The 14631-nt window shown below is 71.9% G+C and carries 13 protein-coding genes; 12 read left to right on the top strand and 1 reads right to left on the bottom strand.

Annotated features, from left to right (window positions below; all coding sequences use genetic code 11):
- Positions 1 to 493 (top strand): sensor histidine kinase (locus FNH04_RS26530; RefSeq protein WP_265580377.1); only part of this gene is annotated, 493 nt, incomplete at its 5' end.
- Between the two features lie 9 nt (positions 494 to 502).
- Here FNH04_RS26530 and FNH04_RS48700 read toward each other — a convergent pair.
- Entirely contained in the window at positions 503 to 1678 is a 1176-nt protein-coding gene (locus FNH04_RS48700) for an arginase family protein (protein WP_322723928.1), read from the bottom strand.
- A 188-nt stretch (positions 1679 to 1866) separates the two neighbouring features.
- On the opposite strand from FNH04_RS48700, the gene FNH04_RS26520 reads away from it, so the two are divergent.
- The 11 genes from FNH04_RS26520 to FNH04_RS26470 form a co-directional block, all read left to right on the top strand.
- Complete coding sequence (locus FNH04_RS26520) at positions 1867 to 2700, top strand: alpha/beta fold hydrolase (RefSeq protein WP_152788317.1); 834 nt, start codon at positions 1867 to 1869, stop codon at positions 2698 to 2700.
- A 39-nt stretch (positions 2701 to 2739) separates the two neighbouring features.
- Entirely contained in the window at positions 2740 to 3003 is a 264-nt protein-coding gene (locus tag FNH04_RS26515) for a hypothetical protein (protein WP_152788316.1), read from the top strand.
- Positions 3004 to 3417: 414 nt separating this feature from the next.
- On the top strand, positions 3418 to 4617 hold the full coding sequence (locus tag FNH04_RS26510) for an ABC transporter substrate-binding protein (protein ID WP_152788315.1): 1200 nt from the start codon (positions 3418 to 3420) through the stop codon (positions 4615 to 4617).
- A 10-nt stretch (positions 4618 to 4627) separates the two neighbouring features.
- Positions 4628 to 5500, top strand: a complete 873-nt coding sequence (locus tag FNH04_RS26505) for a branched-chain amino acid ABC transporter permease (protein WP_228031627.1) — start codon at positions 4628 to 4630, stop codon at positions 5498 to 5500.
- Positions 5497 to 6615: a branched-chain amino acid ABC transporter permease gene (locus tag FNH04_RS26500; protein WP_152788313.1), complete on the top strand. Its 1119-nt coding sequence runs from the start codon at positions 5497 to 5499 to the stop codon at positions 6613 to 6615. The genes FNH04_RS26505 and FNH04_RS26500 overlap by 4 nt, the downstream gene beginning before the upstream one ends.
- Positions 6612 to 7466, top strand: coding sequence for an ABC transporter ATP-binding protein (locus FNH04_RS26495; protein ID WP_322723926.1), 855 nt, complete (start codon positions 6612 to 6614; stop codon positions 7464 to 7466). Before FNH04_RS26500 ends, FNH04_RS26495 begins: the two co-directional genes overlap by 4 nt.
- Positions 7463 to 8176 carry an ABC transporter ATP-binding protein gene (locus tag FNH04_RS26490; protein ID WP_228031626.1) on the top strand — a complete coding sequence of 238 codons (714 nt, stop codon included), beginning with the start codon at positions 7463 to 7465 and terminating at the stop codon, positions 8174 to 8176. Before FNH04_RS26495 ends, FNH04_RS26490 begins: the two co-directional genes overlap by 4 nt.
- Positions 8177 to 8279: 103 nt before the next feature.
- Positions 8280 to 9806: a tannase/feruloyl esterase family alpha/beta hydrolase gene (locus FNH04_RS26485; protein WP_152788312.1), complete on the top strand. Its 1527-nt coding sequence runs from the start codon at positions 8280 to 8282 to the stop codon at positions 9804 to 9806.
- Positions 9807 to 9968: 162 nt separating this feature from the next.
- Positions 9969 to 11699 carry a 2,3-epoxybenzoyl-CoA dihydrolase gene (gene boxC / locus FNH04_RS26480; RefSeq protein ID WP_152788311.1) on the top strand — a complete coding sequence of 577 codons (1731 nt, stop codon included), beginning with the start codon at positions 9969 to 9971 and terminating at the stop codon, positions 11697 to 11699.
- 4 nt (positions 11700 to 11703) lie between these two features.
- Positions 11704 to 13125: a benzoyl-CoA 2,3-epoxidase subunit BoxB gene (gene boxB / locus FNH04_RS26475; protein WP_152788310.1), complete on the top strand. Its 1422-nt coding sequence runs from the start codon at positions 11704 to 11706 to the stop codon at positions 13123 to 13125.
- 29 nt (positions 13126 to 13154) lie between these two features.
- Positions 13155 to 14631, top strand: a 1477-nt coding sequence (locus FNH04_RS26470; protein ID WP_152788309.1) for a benzoate-CoA ligase family protein, incomplete at its 3' end; no start/stop codon positions are given.

The raw sequence follows: 14631 nt of genomic DNA, 5'->3' as shown, positions 1-14631 counted from the left end.
CCCCTTGGACCCCTCCCCCGGGCTCGCCCGCCTCCCCGAGCTGATCTCGGCGTGCGCGTCCGCCGGGGTCCAGGTCACCGTCACCACCGAGGGAGAACCTCAGCCGCTCTCACCGGGGGTGGACCTGACCGCGTTCCGTATCGTCCAGGAGGCGCTCACCAACATCACCAAGCACGCCGGCGCGGAAGCCGCCCGGATCCGGCTCACCTACTCCGACGCCCGTCTGATCATCACGGTGACCAACGACGGAAGCGCCACGGACTCCGACCCCACCGCCGCCTGCCAGGGCCGCGGCTTCGGCCTCATGGGCATGCGCGAACGCGCCCACTCCATCGGCGGCGACCTGCAGGCGGGCCCCCGCCCCGAGGGCGGGTTCGAGGTCACGACCGCGTTGCCGCTGCATCCGCACGCCCGTGAGCTCGGGGCGGAGCGGGGACCGGAACAGAAAGCGGAACGGGAACCGGCACAGAAACAGGAGCAGGCGGCGCCCTGAGAGCCGCGCTCACCCCCGGCCGCCGCGTACCGGCAGCGCGCGGCGCAGGCAGTCGGTGAGGCGGGCCGCGATACCGCCGTCAGGGTCGAGGCGGGGGTTGAAGATCGTGACATCGAGACCGAGGGCCCGCTCGCCGGCCACCGCCCCGCGCAGCACGTGCTCCAGCTCCGGCCAGGTCAGCCCGCCGGGCTGCCGGTAGTCGACCGCGGGCATCACCGCGTCGTCCAGGACGTCGGCGTCGAGGTGGACCCAGTAGCCGGCGCTCCGGCCGGCGCCGAGCAGGTCGAGGGCGTGGCGCGCCGCCGCCTCGGCGCCGGTGGCCCGTACGGCGTCGAGGTCGATCGCGTGCAGCCGGGGCGGCAGCGGCTGCATCCCGGCCTCGGCGGACTCGGCGGAGTCCCGGAAGCCGAAGGCGACGACGTCCTCGTCGCGCAGCAGGGGCCCGCGGCCTTCGAGGTCGGTGAGCAGCGGGGGGCCGCGGCCCGTCGCCAGGGCGAGCTCCATCGAGGCCGCCTCCCCGTTGGGCTCCGCCGAGGGCTGGTAGAAGTCGGTGTGGCCGTCGAGGAACAGCAGACCGTGGCGTCCGCGGCGGCGCAGCGCGAGGAGGATGCCGAGCAGGATGGAGCAGTCTCCGCCGAGGACGACGGGGAACAGGCCATGGTCGAGGACGTCGCCGACAGCGTCCGCCAGCCGCACGGAGTACCGCGCGATGCCGCCCGGGTTCAGGATCCCCGTCTCCCGGTCGCGCCGCGGATCGTACGGCGGTGCCTCGACGCGCCGCGACTCCACCGCGCCGAGACCCTCCGGCAGCCCGGCCCGCGACAGCGCCGTCGGCAGCTCCTCGACACCGGAGGGCCGCAGCCCGAGCACCGACGGCGCCTCGATGATCGCCAGGTCCCGCACTACGCCGCCTCCTTCGCCGGGTGGGACGGCCGCTCGGCGGCCGGAGACGGCCGAGGGCCGGTCCCACCAGGATCCGCCGGAGCCCGGGGCACCGCACGGCGGAACCTGACACCTGCGCCCTGCGCCCTGCGCCTGCTCCTGCACCTGCACCTGCACCTGCACCTGCACCTGCGACGCGGCGAGCGACTCCAGTGCCCGTTCCTTCAGCCGGGCGTCCGCGTTCGCGGCGTTGCCGGAGTCGAAGGGCGGCTGGCGATCGTGTTCGACGGCGGGTCGGATCACCCACGCCGTGTCCGCCCCGCGCGTGCGAACGTGGGCCGAAGGGCTGTCGTCCATGTCCCTGATACCGGCACGTCCTCGCCGGGCAGGCGCCCACGTGTCGGGCGGAATGGCCGGTCGTGCGGAACGGTTGTCCCGGAACGGCCGGTCGTACGGAACGGTCCTACAGAAGCCGGAAGGGGACGGAAGCCATGGGTGGGTGGCGGTTGCGGGAGAGTTTCCGGACGGCGTCGGGGACCGTCCGGTGGGACCGGTTCGGGGAGGCCGGCGGGGAGCCGGTCGTGCTGTTGCACGGGACGCCCTTCTCCTCGTACGTGTGGCACGAGATCGCCCCCGCCCTCGCCGCCGGGGGCCGTGAGGTGTTCGTGTGGGACATGGCGGGGTACGGCGGTTCCGAGATGTACGCCGGGCAGGACGTCTCGCTGCGCGCCCAGGGCGAGGTGTTCGCCCGGTTGCTGGCGCACTGGGGGCTGGACCGGCCGTCCGTCGTGGCGCACGACTTCGGCGGGTGCGTGGCACTGCGCGCGCATCTGCTGCACGAGGCCCGCTACCGGCGACTCGCGCTGGTCGACCCCGTGGCGCTCAGGCCGTGGGGTTCGCCCTTCTTCCGGCTGGTCGGCGAGAACAGCCATGTCTTCGAGCGGCTTCCGGGGGCACTGCACCGGGCGCTGGTACGGGAGTACGTCGGTACGGCGAGCCATCGGGGGCTGCGGCCCGACCAGCTGGACGCCCTGGTCGCTCCGTGGGCGGACGAGGAGGGGCAGGCCGCCTTCTACCGGCAGATCGCGCAGGCGGACCAGCGGTACACCGACGAGATCCAGGGGCTGTATCCGTCACTGCGGCTGCCGGTGACCGTGTGCTGGGGGACCGAGGACACCTGGATCCCGTACGCCAAGGGCGAGGAGCTCGCCTCGCTGATCCCCGGCGCGCGGTTGCGCCCGATCCGCGATGCCGGGCATCTGGTTCCGCTGGACGCGCCGGCCGCCCTGCTGGGCGAGGTGCTGGGGTTCCTCGGGGAGGCGTGAGGCGCCGTCGGCGTGCGAGCCGGTCGGTGGCGCTGTGGAATGGGAGCCATCGACGAGAAGATACGGAGGCGCGCCGTGGAGATCATGGTTGTCGCGCCCGAGGAACACGGCGCCTGGACCATCACGCACCGGCGGGCGGTCCTCGTCCATGGCCGCCTTCCGGGAAGAGAGCTCGGCTGGTGGCTGTCCTGGGTGGATCCCGCGACGGAGCGGCGCCGCGACGAACTCGTTCCGGGGACGGAGAGCGACCAGGCTCAGGCGATGGAGTACGCGAGGAACTTCTTCGCCGCGAACGGCATTTGACCGGGTTTCCGTTCCCGGGTCCTCCGTGCTTTCCGGACGCCCCGTGTCTGCCGGACGCCCCGTGCCTTTCGGACGCCCCGTGTCTGCCGGACGCCCCGTGCCTTTCGGACGCCCCGCGTCTGCCCGACGCCCCACGCCTTCCCGACGCCCCACGCCTTCCGGACGTTCATGTCGTCCAGGTGCTCCATGCCTTCCAGGCGGCCTCGTCCGGTTCGGCGGACCGTAGGCGGGACCGCTGTGCCGCGTCAAGGGGGCGTGCGGGGCTTCCGCGTGGAGCGCGTGAACGGCCGTCCGGTCAGCTGAGGCAGCAGCCCCCGAGCCGGGACAGATCTTTGACAGACTATTGACGCTACGGCGAAGAGATGTAGATTCTGGCGGCATTCCTTCCCACCCCGGCCCACCTCAGGAGCTGTCATGGGTGCTGTCTCTCTCTTCTCTCTCACCAGAACCATCGCCGGGCTCGCCGTCGGCGCCCTGGTGCTCTCGGGCTGCGGGTCGAGCCTGGGCGAGTCCGGCCAAAGCGGGTCCGGAGGGACCCAGTCCGGCGGCGCCGTCAAACTCGGGCTGCTGGTGCCCCTGTCGGGTGTCTACGCGCCCGTCGGCGAGGACATCAAGGCCGGCTTCGAGCTCTACCTCGACCAGCACGACGGCAAGCTCGGCGGGCGTGACGTCGACCTCGTGACCACCGACGAGGGGGAAGGACCGCAGACCGGTGTGCCCGCCGCCCAGAAGCTCGTCACCCAGGACCAGGTCGCCGCGGTCGCCGGAGTGGTCAACTCGGCCACCGCGCTGGGGCTTCGTGACTTCTTCGACGAGTCGAAGAAGCCGCTGCTGATCGCCAACGCCGGAGCCGACGACATCACCGGGGCCCGCAAGTCCGAGTACGTCTGGCGGACGAGTTTCAGCAACGGCCAGGTGTCCGGTGCGCTGGGGCCGGCCGTCGCCGAGGAGGTCAAGGGCAGCGTCTACCTCATCGCCGCGGACTACGCCGCGGGCAAGGAGATGGTCGCGGGCTTCCGCAAGAGCTTCGAGGCCGCGGGCGGCAAGGTCGCCGGGGAGAAGTACACCCCCTTCGGCAAGACCCAGGACTTCCAGCCCTACCTGTCGGCGATCCGCAAGTCCGGCGCCGACGCCGTCTACGCCTTCTACGCGGGCGCCGAGGCCGTGAACTTCGTGAAGCAGTACCAGCAGTTCGGGCTCGCCGAGAAGACACCGCTGTACGGGACCGGCTTCCTCACCGAGGGCGGGGTGCTCGCCGCGCAGGGCAAGGCCGCGGTCGGAGTGAAGACCTCGCTGCACTACTCGACCGAGCTGGACGGCGCGGTCAACAAGGAGTTCATGGCGGCCTACCAGGAGAAGGCGAAGAAGCCGCCGACGGTCTACGCCGTCCAGGGCTACGACACCGCCGCCGTGCTCGACAAGGCTCTGGCCGAGGCGGACGGCGACAGCGGTGACGCCCTGGTGAAGGCACTGGGCAAGGTCGGTCCGGTCGACAGCCCCCGCGGCTCGTGGAAGTTCGACGCGGACCACAACGCGGAGCAGACGTTCTACCTGCGCGAGGTCCGTGCCGACGGGAAGACGGCCGTCAACGCGGTCGTCGATGAGCTGGACTGACGGGACCGGGATGGCTACCCATCTGGTGAGCGTCCTCAACGGGCTGGCGATGGGCTCCCTGCTCTTCGCCATCGCCCTGGGACTGTCCCTGGTGTTCGGGATGATGGACGTGCTGAACCTCGCGCACGGCGCGGTGTATCTCGTCGGCGCCTACGTGGCGGTGGCACTCGTGACCGACGGCGCGGGGGTGGCGGCCTTCGTCCTGGCGGTGCTGGCCGCCGCCGTCGCCGGGGCCCTCCTCGGCGGTCTGCTGGCCGCCCTGACGCGGGCCACCACGCACCATCTCGACCAGGCCCTGCTCACGCTCGGCGTGGGCCTCGTGGTCGCCGAGGTGCTGACGCTGGCCTTCGGCACCGACGTGCACTCCATCAGCGCCCCCGCACCGGTCGGCGGCGGTGTCACGGTGCTCGGCGAGACGTATCCGGTGTACCGCCTGCTCGTGATCGGTTTCGGGGTCGTACTGGCGGTGGCCGTGTACGTCCTGGTGGAGCGCAGCCCGCTGGGCTCGGTGATCCGCGCCACCGTCGCCGACCGGGCGATGGTGGCGGCACTGGGCGTCAACACCGGGCGGGTGCTGGTCGGGGTCTTCGCGGCGGGTGCGGCGCTGGCCGCGGTCGGCGGGGTCCTGGCCGGTCCGATCCTCGGTGCCCAGCCCGGTCTGGACGAGAAGGTGCTGCTGCTCGCGCTGGTCGTGGTGGTGATCGGGGGCCTGGGCTCGGTCCGGGGCGCGCTGCTGGGTGCCGTGGTGATCGGGCAGGTGCAGGCGCTCGGTACCGCGCTGTTGCCGGAGTACGCGTCGTTCCTCGTGTTCGCGGCGATGGCCCTGGTCCTGCTGGTGCGGCCGGCTGGTCTGCTCCCGGCCCGGACGGGGGTGCACGCATGAGAGCGGAGACGGAGAAGGAGAAGGAGCAGGAGAAGGAGCAGGAGCAGGAGAAGGACACGGTGACGGTGCACGGCGGTACACCCGCGCCGCCGGACCCGGCGCCCGTCGTCGAAGCACCGGACAGCGCGGCCACCGCCGGTGCGGATCGCCCTCACCGGCGGCGGGCCGCGGTCGTCGTCGCGGTCGTCGCCCTGCTGACGGCGGCCCCGCTGGTGCTCAGCCCCTACCCGGTGTCGGCCATGACCCGGATGCTGGCGTTCGCGGTGCTGGTGATCGGCGTCGACCTGCTGACCGGGGTCACGGGGCTGCCCTCGCTGGGGCAGGCGGCGTACTTCGGCGTCGGCGCCTACACGGCGGTGCTGGTCGGGGTCCACATCACCCCGGACGCGATGGTGCAGGCGCTGGCGGGCCTGGTCATGGGCCTGGTGGCGGCCGCGGTCACCGGCTGGGTGGCCGTACGCGCCCGCGGCATCGTGTTCCTGATGCTCACGCTCGCGATCGGCGAGTCGGTGCACCAGGTGGCCGACACCTGGTCCGCCGTGGGCGGCAGCAACGGGCTGGCCGGGATGCCCCCCGTCACCCTGTTCGGCGGGCCGGCCCTGCTCGCCGCCGGGTTCGTGTACTGGTGGGTGCTCGTGGTGGCGGCCCTGGTGTTCGCGGCGGTCGCGCTGGTCGTCCGCTCCCCCTACGGGCGGACCCTGCGGGGCATCCGTGACAACGAGGCCCGGATGCGGGCGCTCGGCTACCGCCCGGCGCTCGCCCGGTACGGAGTCTTCTGCCTGGCGGGGGCCGTCGCGGGGGTGGGCGGTGCCCTGTGGGCGCAGCAGGCCCGGTTCTTCTCGCCCGGGGACATGGGGTTCGAGGTGGCGGCGCTGGCTCTGCTCAGCGTGGTCATCGGGGGTGCGGGCAGTCTGTGGGGGCCCTGTCTGGGTGCGGCGCTCGTGCTGTTCGTCCGCGACAACCTCTCCGCGTCGATCGGCGGCCACGGCCCGCTGGTGCTGGGCGCGGTGTTCGTCGCCGTCGTCTTCCTGATGCCGCGCGGGCTGGCGGGCCTCACGGGTGGGCGCCTGCGGGAACTCGCCGGAGCCCGCCGCCGGAAGGAGAACTCGTCGTGACCCCTCTTCTGGAACTGCGCGGGCTGACCCGCTCCTACGGCTCGCTCACCGCCGTCGACGGTGTGGACCTGACGATCCCCCGGGGCGAGCGGCACGCGCTGATCGGGCCCAACGGCGCCGGGAAGTCCACGCTGTTCGCGACCGTCGCCGGGACGCTCCGTGCTTCGGGCGGCAGCGTCCTGCTGTCCGGGCAGGACATCACGTCACTGCCGGAGGCGGACCGGGCCCGGCGCGGCATGGTGCGTACGTACCAGCACTCCAGCCTGTTCCTCGACTGCTCGGTGCTGGACAACGTCGCGCTCGCCGTGCAGCGGGTCCACCGGGTGGCCCACCGGTTCGACCGGGCGGCCCGGCGGTTCCGGCACACCGAGGCCGAGGCACGCCGCCATCTGGACTCGGCCGGGCTGTCCGGGCGGACCGGGGACAAGGTGTCGGCCCTGTCCCACGGCGAGCGGCGGCAACTGGAGGTCGCGATGGTGCTCGCCACCGAACCCTCCCTGGTGATGTTCGACGAGCCCACCGCGGGGATGTCCGCCGCGGAGACCGAGCGGTTCGTGGCCCTGATGGAACGGCTGCCCGAGGACCTGACCGTGCTCATCGTCGAGCACGACCTGGATGTGGTGTTCCGCCTCGCCGACCGGGTCACCGTGCTGCACCTGGGCAGGGTCCTCGCCTCCGGGCCACCGGCGGCGATCCGGACCGACGAGGCGGTGCAGCGGGCCTATCTCGGTTCCGCCAGGACCGAGGACCTGTTCGCCGAAGCCGAAGCCGGAATCGAAGCCGAAGCCGAAGCCGAAGCCGGAACCGAAGCCGAAGCCGGAACCGAAGCCGGAACCGGAGGACCGCGATGACCGACCTGCTCAGCGTGCGCGACCTGCGCGCGGGATACGCGGGCACCACCGTGCTCGACGGCGTCGACCTCACCGTCCCGGCCGGCACGGTCGTCGCACTGCTCGGCCGCAACGGCGTCGGCAAGACCACGTTCGTCCATACGGTGATGGGGATGCTCAAGCCGTACTCCGGCAGCATCCGCATCGACGGCCGGGAACTCGCCGGAGCCGCCGCGCACACCGTGGCCCGCGGCGGCGTCGCGATCGTGCCCCAGGGCCGCCGTGCGTTCGCACCTCTCACGGTGGAGGAGAACCTCACCATCGCGGCCCGGGCGTCCAGGGGCCGCCCCGGACCCTGGACCACGAAGCGCGTCTACGAGCTGATGCCCCGTCTCGCCGAGCGGCGCGGCAACCGGGGGGACCAACTCTCCGGCGGGGAGCAGCAGATGCTCGCCATCGGCCGGGCCCTGCTGAGGAACCCGCGGCTGCTGCTCCTGGACGAGCCCTCGGACGGTCTCGCGCCCGCGGTCGTCGACCTGATCGCGGGGGTGCTGGAGGGCCTGCGCGGTGAGGGCATCGCGGCCGTGCTGGTGGAGCAGGACCTGCACCTGGCCTTCCGGCTGGCCGACGAGGTCGCGGTGATGCAGAAGGGCCGCATCGTGCACAGGAGTTCCACCGCCGACTTCCGCCAGGACCGGCGGCGGGCCCACAGCCTCCTCGGCGTGGGCTGATCCGAGAACCCGACGCGAACCCCCGTGTGGCCGGGGGCCTCTCGGCGCGCCCCGGCCGCACGTCACGGAAAGCCGCACGTCATGGAAAGAGGACACAGATCTGATGAAACCCCCGCGCTCCAGAGCCCGTTCCTGGTCCGCAGCACTCGCCGGCCTGGCCCTGACCATCGGCCTGACCGCCCTGGCCCCCGCGGGGCAGGCCGTCTCCCCGGCTCCCGGTGAACCGGTCAGGTCCTGCGCGGGCCTGACCGAGCTGGCCTTCACCGACGGCACCCGCGTCACCAGCGCCGAGCAGACCGACGGCACCCCCGCGATCTGCCGGGTGCGCCTGACGGTTCCCGAGAGCGTCAACATCGCGGTCTCCCTGCCGGTGAACGACTGGAACGGACGGTTCCAGGGCGTCGGGGGCGGCGGTTACGCCGGCTTCCTGACACCCCCCGACGACGCCGCGAAGGCGGGCTACGCCGCGGCGTCCACCGACACCGGCCACACCGGATCGCCGTTGTCCGGCGCCTGGGCGTGGTCGCCGACCGGGATGAAGCAGAACCTCATCACCGACTTCGCCCGTCGCTCGGTCCACGAGATGACGGTCAAGGGCAAGGCGGTGACCGAGGCCTACTACGGACAGGCGCCCAACCACTCCTACTGGAACGGCTGTTCCACCGGCGGCCGGCAGGGCCTGATGGAGGCCCAGCGCCACCCCGGGGACTACGACGGCGTCCTGTCCGCGGCACCCGCCATCAACTGGGACCGGTTCATCCCCTCGGAGCTGTGGCCGCAGATCGTGATGCGGGAGAGCGGCCATGTGGTCAGCCCCTGCACCTTCGAGGCCGTGAACAAGGCGGTCGTCGCCGCCTGTGACGGCGAGGACGGCGTGACGGACGGGATCGTCGATCCCCTGGCCTGCCGCTTCGACCCCTCGAAGCTGATCGGCGAGGAGACGGCCTGCGGCACCATCACCGCCGAGGACGCGGCCGTGGTGAAGAAGATCTGGCAGGGACCGCGCCGCCGGAACGGCTCCTTCCTCTGGTACGGGCTGACGCCGGGCACCTCCTTCGCCGGACTCGCCGGCAGCACCCCCACCGGGGAGGCCGCGCCGTTCCCGATCACCACCGACTGGTTCACGTACTGGCTGGCCAAGGACCCGGACTTCGACTGGCGCACCGTCACCACGGCGGACTTCGCGGACTACTTCGCCCAGTCCCGGGCCGAGTACCACGACGTGATCGGCACCGACGACCCCGACCTCGGCTCCTTCCGTGACGGCGGCGGCAAGCTGATCGTGTGGCACGGCTGGGCCGATCAGCTGATCTTCCCGCAGGGCACGATCGACTACTTCGGGCGCCTGACCGCCGAGATGGGCGGACAGGCCCGTACGGAGCGGTTCGCGCGCCTGTTCATGGCCCCCGGCGTCGCCCACTGTGCCGGCGGCCCCGGCGCCGCGCCGGCCGATCCGCTCGCCGCGCTGGTGAAGTGGGTCGAGGAGGGCGAGGCCCCGAAGACCCTCCTGGGCCGCAACGGGGACCTCACGCGCCCCCTGTGCCGCTGGCCCGCCGTTCCCCGCTACACGGGCGGCGGCAGCACGGACGACGCCGCCAACTTCCGCTGCACCGCGACATACGGCAAGTAGGGGCACCGGCCCCCACTCCAGGGCCGTGCGTGGCCTCTCAGGGCTCTGCGCGGCCCTGCACGACCCCTCACGATTGATGTTCTACAGAACCTTGACGCACTACTGAACTTCTGTAGAAGATTCCTTCAGCGGTACCCGTACCAGCGCGAGGAGGCGCTCGTCATGGTGGTGGCAGACAAGCCGGGCGTGGCCGAGGCCGCGCACGGAGCACCGGAGTCCACGGCACCGGTGGTGGTGACCTTCGACCGCAGTCCGGAGGCGTACCGGCACTGGAAACTCCGTACGGACGGACCGGTCGCCTGGCTGGAGATGGACGTCGACGAGCAGGGCGGCCTGGTCCCCGGGTACGAGCTGAAGCTCAACTCCTACGACCTGGGCGTGGACATCGAGCTGTACGACGCGCTGCAGCGGCTGCGGTTCGAGCACCCCGAGGTGCGCTCGGTGGTGGTGACCAGCGCCAAGGAGAAGGTCTTCTGCGCCGGGGCGAACATCCGGATGCTGGCGGCCTCCCCGCACCAGTGGAAGGTGAACTTCTGCAAGTTCACCAACGAGACCCGCAACGGCATGGAGGACGCCTCGGAGCACTCCGGGCTCACCTTCATCGCGGCGGTCAACGGCTCCTGCGCGGGCGGCGGTTACGAGCTGGCGCTGGCCTGCGACCGGATCCTGCTGATCGACGACAACTCCTCGGCGGTGGCGCTGCCCGAGGTCCCGCTGCTCGGCGTACTGCCCGGCACCGGCGGGCTGACCCGGGTCACCGACAAGCGCCGGGTGCGCAAGGACCTGGCCGACCTCTTCGCCACCCGCAGCGACGGCGTCAAAGGCAAGACGGCGGTGGACTGGCGGCTGGTCGACGAGGTCGTGCCGCGCCGGGACTTCCGTACGGTCGTCGAGCAGCGCGCCCTGGCAGCGGCCGAGAACAGCTCGCGGCCCACGGACGCCCGGGGCATCGCGCTCACCCCGCTGGAGCGCGAGGTCACCGAGGAGGGCATCGCCTACCGCCACGTACGCGCCGACTACGACCGCGCGCTCGGCCTGGTCGACATCACCGTGCGGGGCCCCGGCGAGGACGCCCCCGCCGACGCCGCCGCGCTCCACGCCCAGGGTGCCGACGGCTGGCTGCTGGCCCTCACCCGTGAGCTCGACGACCTGATCCTGCGGCTGCGGACGAACGAGATCGAGCTGGGCACGTGGGTGCTGCGCACCGAGGGCGACGCGACCCGCGTACTGGCCCACGAGCGGGCCGTCCTGGGCGCCGCCGCCGACGGCGACTGGCTCGCGGGCGAGATCGTGCACTACTACAAGCGCACCCTGAAGCGGCTCGACGTCACCAGCCGCAGCCTGATCGCGCTGATCGAGCCGGGCAGCTGCTTCGCCGGGCTGCTGCTGGAGCTCGCCCTGGCCTGCGACCTGCAGTACATGCTGGACGGGCCGCCGATCGAGGACCCGGACAGCGACGACCGGGCGATCCTCACCCTCTCCGAGGCGAACTTCGGCGCCTTCCCCATGGGCAACGGCCTCACCCGCCTGAAGTCCCGCTTCTACCAGGAGGACGACCACGTCGACTGGCTGCGCCGCGAGGCCGGTCAGCCGCTCAAGCCCGCCCAGGCCCGCGAGCTGGGCCTTGTCACCGACGCTCCCGACGACATCGACTGGGAGGACGAGATCCGCATTGTCCTGGAGGGCCGGGCGGCGCTCAGCCCGGACGCGCTGACCGGCATGGAGGCCAACCACCGGTTCGTCGGCCCGGAGACCATCGAGACCAAGATCTTCGGCCGGCTCACCGCCTGGCAGAACTGGATTTTCGTACGCCCCAACGCCTCCGGCCCGCAGGGCGCGCTGCGCCGCTACGGCACCGGTCAGAAGGCGGTCTACGACCGGAAGCGAGTGTGACCCGATGCCCACGAGGATCGACTACGACTCGAAGATCCCCAACAACGTCTCCATAGCCGACGACCGCCGCCTCCAGCGGGCGCTGGAGGGCTGGCAGCCCAAGTTCCTCAACTGGTGGGGCGAGATGGGCCCCGCGTTGGAGAACAAGGGCGTCTACCTGCGGACGGCCGTGTCGGTCGGACGCGACGGCTGGGCCCACTTCGACCACGTCAACCTGCCCGACTACCGGTGGGGCATCTTCCTGGCCGAGCCCACCCCCGACCGCCGTATCGCCTTCGGCGAGCACAAGGGCGACCCGGTCTGGCAGCAGGTGCCCGGCGAGTACCGCGCCGACCTGCAGCGCCTGATCGTCGTCCAGGGCGACACCGAGCCGGCCTCCGTCGAGCAGCAGCGTCTGCTGGGCCTGACCGCGCCGAGCCTGTACGACCTGCGCAACCTCTTCCAGGTCAACGTGGAGGAGGGCCGGCACCTGTGGGCGATGGTGTACCTGCTGCACGCCTACTTCGGCCGCGAGGGCCGTGAGGAGGCCGAGGCACTGCTCTACCGCAACTCCGGCAGCCCCGACTCGCCGCGCATCCTGGGCGCCTTCAACGAGGAGACCGCCGACTGGCTGGCCTTCTACATGTTCACGTACTTCACCGACCGGGACGGCAAGTACCAGCTCGGCTCGCTGAAGGAGAGCGCCTTCGACCCGCTGTCGCGGACCTGCTCGTTCATGCTGAAGGAGGAGGCGCACCACATGATGGTCGGCACCACCGGCGTCGACCGCGTGGTGACCCGCAGCGCCCAGCTGATCCGCGAGCACGACACCCTGGACATCGCCGCGTGCGGCGGCATCCCGCTCGACATCATCCAGAAGTACGTCAACTTCCACTACACGGTCTCCCTGGACCTCTTCGGCAGCGAGACCTCCACCAACGCGGCGAACTACTACACCGCCGGGCTCAAGGGCCGCTGGCAGGAGGAGCGCCGCAAGGACGACCACCGGCTCACCGACGACAGCGTCTTCCTGGACAGGCCGGAGGGCGACGGCAGCTGGTCGCAGGAGGAGGTCCCCACGCTGCTGGCCCTCAACCTGGACCTGCGCGACGAGTACATCGCGGACTGCGAGAACGGCCTCAAGCGCTGGAACAGGATTCTGGAGGACCACGGGATCGACTTCCGGCTGAGGCTGCCGCACCCTGGGTTCAACCGGGACGTCGGCCTCGCCGCCGGCCACCACATCACCCCCGACGGCACGATCGTCGACGAGCAGACCTGGGAGGCCGGCCGCCGCCGCTGGCTGCCCACCGCGGAGGACCTCGCGTTCGTCCGGTCGCTGATGCAGCCGGTCCACGAGCGCGGGAAGATCGCCCACTGGGTCGCGCCGCCGGTCAACGGCATCAACGGCAAGCCGTTCGAGTACGAGTACGTCCGCCTGGTGTGAGGGGTGTGAGCCACATGACCGTGAGCCACATGACTGACGTGTTCAACGCAGCGGACTACCTGGTCGACCGGCATCTGCGGGAGGGCGACGGCACCCGCACGGCCCTCGTCACCCCCATCCGGACGCTGACGTACGAGCAGCTGTCGGCGGAGGTCCGACGGGTGGCGGCCGGACTGCGGGCCCTCGGCGTACGGCCCGAGGAACGCGTCCTGATGTGCATGGTGGACGACGTCGAGCTCTTCACCGCCATCCTCGCCGCCTTCCGCATCGGCGCCGTGGCCGTCCCCGCCTCGACCATGCTCACCGGCCCCGAGCTGGGCAAGCTGGTGGCCGACTCGCGCTGCCGGGTGGTGCTGGGCTCCGCCGAGTTCGCCCCGACCGTCCGTGCGGCGCTCCAGGACGCGCCGGAGGTCGAGCACGCCGTTCTGACCGGCGACGACTGCGCGGGGCTGCCGGTCCACGTCCGGGGCCGCACCTGGCAGCAGTTGCTGGACGCGGGCGCGGGCACGGACGACGGGCCGTACACGACCTGGCCGGACTCGCCCGCCCTGTGGCTGTACACCTCGGGCACCACGGGGATGCCCAAGGCGGCCATGCACCGGCACATCGACATCAAGGTCGTCGCCGAGAACTACGGGCAGCGGGTGCTGGGCATCGGACCCGAGGACCGCTGTCTGTCGGTGGCCAAGCTCTTCTTCGCGTACGGCATCGGGAACTCGCTGTTCTTCCCGCTGGCGGTAGGCGGCACGGCGCTCCTCGAACCCTCCAGACCGTCCCCGGCGCTGTTCGCCAAGCGGGCCGGCGGCGACCGGGCCACCGTGCTGTTCGGCACGCCCAGCTTCTTCGGGCCGCTGCTCGCAGGCGCCGACATCCCGGACGACGCGTTCGGGACCGTACGGCTGGGGGTCTCGGCGGGCGAGGCGCTGCCCGCGCGGATGTTCGAGGGGATGCGGGAGCGGTTCGGGGTGGAGGTGCTCGACGGCATCGGGTCCACCGAGATGCTGCACATCTTCGTCTCCAACCGGTCGGGGCGGGTGCATCCGGGGTCCTCGGGCGAGCCCGTGCCCGGGTACGCGGTGGAGCTGCGTGACGTCGAGGGGCGTGTCGTGGAGGGCCACGGCGTACCCGGCGAGCTGTACGTCCGCGGGGAGTCGGCGGCGACGGGCTACTGGTGCCGGGCCGAGACCACCCGGCAGGTCTTCCTCGGCGACTGGGTGCGCACCGGCGACACGTACATCCGCAACGCGGACGGCACGTACACCTGTATGGGCCGCACCAACGACCTGCTCAAGGCCGGGGGCATCTGGGTCTCCCCCGCCGAGGTGGAGGAGCGGCTGCTGGCCCACCCGGACGTGGCCGAGGTCGCTGTGGTCGGCGCGCCGGACGCGGACGGGCTGGACAAGCCGGTCGCGTGTGTGGTGGCGAAGCCCGGGCGGGAGGTCGATCCGGAGGCGCTCGTGGCCTGGTGCCGGGAGGGGCTGGCGGCGTTCAAGCGGCCGCGGGGGG

Origin of the sequence: Streptomyces phyllanthi (genome assembly GCF_009377205.1) — a bacterium.
GTDB lineage: Bacteria > Actinomycetota > Actinomycetes > Streptomycetales > Streptomycetaceae > Streptomyces > Streptomyces phyllanthi.
Note: the sequence above shows the minus strand (reverse complement) of the source record. Positions and strands in the feature narration are given on the sequence as shown.

Coding starts and splice junctions, on each gene's coding strand:
- FNH04_RS26520 (WP_152788317.1), top strand. CDS start 1,867: ATGGGTGGGTGGCGGTTGCGGGAGAGTTTCCGGACGGCGTCGGGGACC.
- FNH04_RS26515 (WP_152788316.1), top strand. CDS start 2,740: ATGGGAGCCATCGACGAGAAGATACGGAGGCGCGCCGTGGAGATCATG.
- FNH04_RS26510 (WP_152788315.1), top strand. CDS start 3,418: ATGGGTGCTGTCTCTCTCTTCTCTCTCACCAGAACCATCGCCGGGCTC.
- FNH04_RS26505 (WP_228031627.1), top strand. CDS start 4,628: ATGGCTACCCATCTGGTGAGCGTCCTCAACGGGCTGGCGATGGGCTCC.
- FNH04_RS26500 (WP_152788313.1), top strand. CDS start 5,497: ATGAGAGCGGAGACGGAGAAGGAGAAGGAGCAGGAGAAGGAGCAGGAG.
- FNH04_RS26490 (WP_228031626.1), top strand. CDS start 7,463: ATGACCGACCTGCTCAGCGTGCGCGACCTGCGCGCGGGATACGCGGGC.
- FNH04_RS26485 (WP_152788312.1), top strand. CDS start 8,280: ATGAAACCCCCGCGCTCCAGAGCCCGTTCCTGGTCCGCAGCACTCGCC.
- boxC (WP_152788311.1), top strand. CDS start 9,969: ATGGTGGTGGCAGACAAGCCGGGCGTGGCCGAGGCCGCGCACGGAGCA.
- boxB (WP_152788310.1), top strand. CDS start 11,704: ATGCCCACGAGGATCGACTACGACTCGAAGATCCCCAACAACGTCTCC.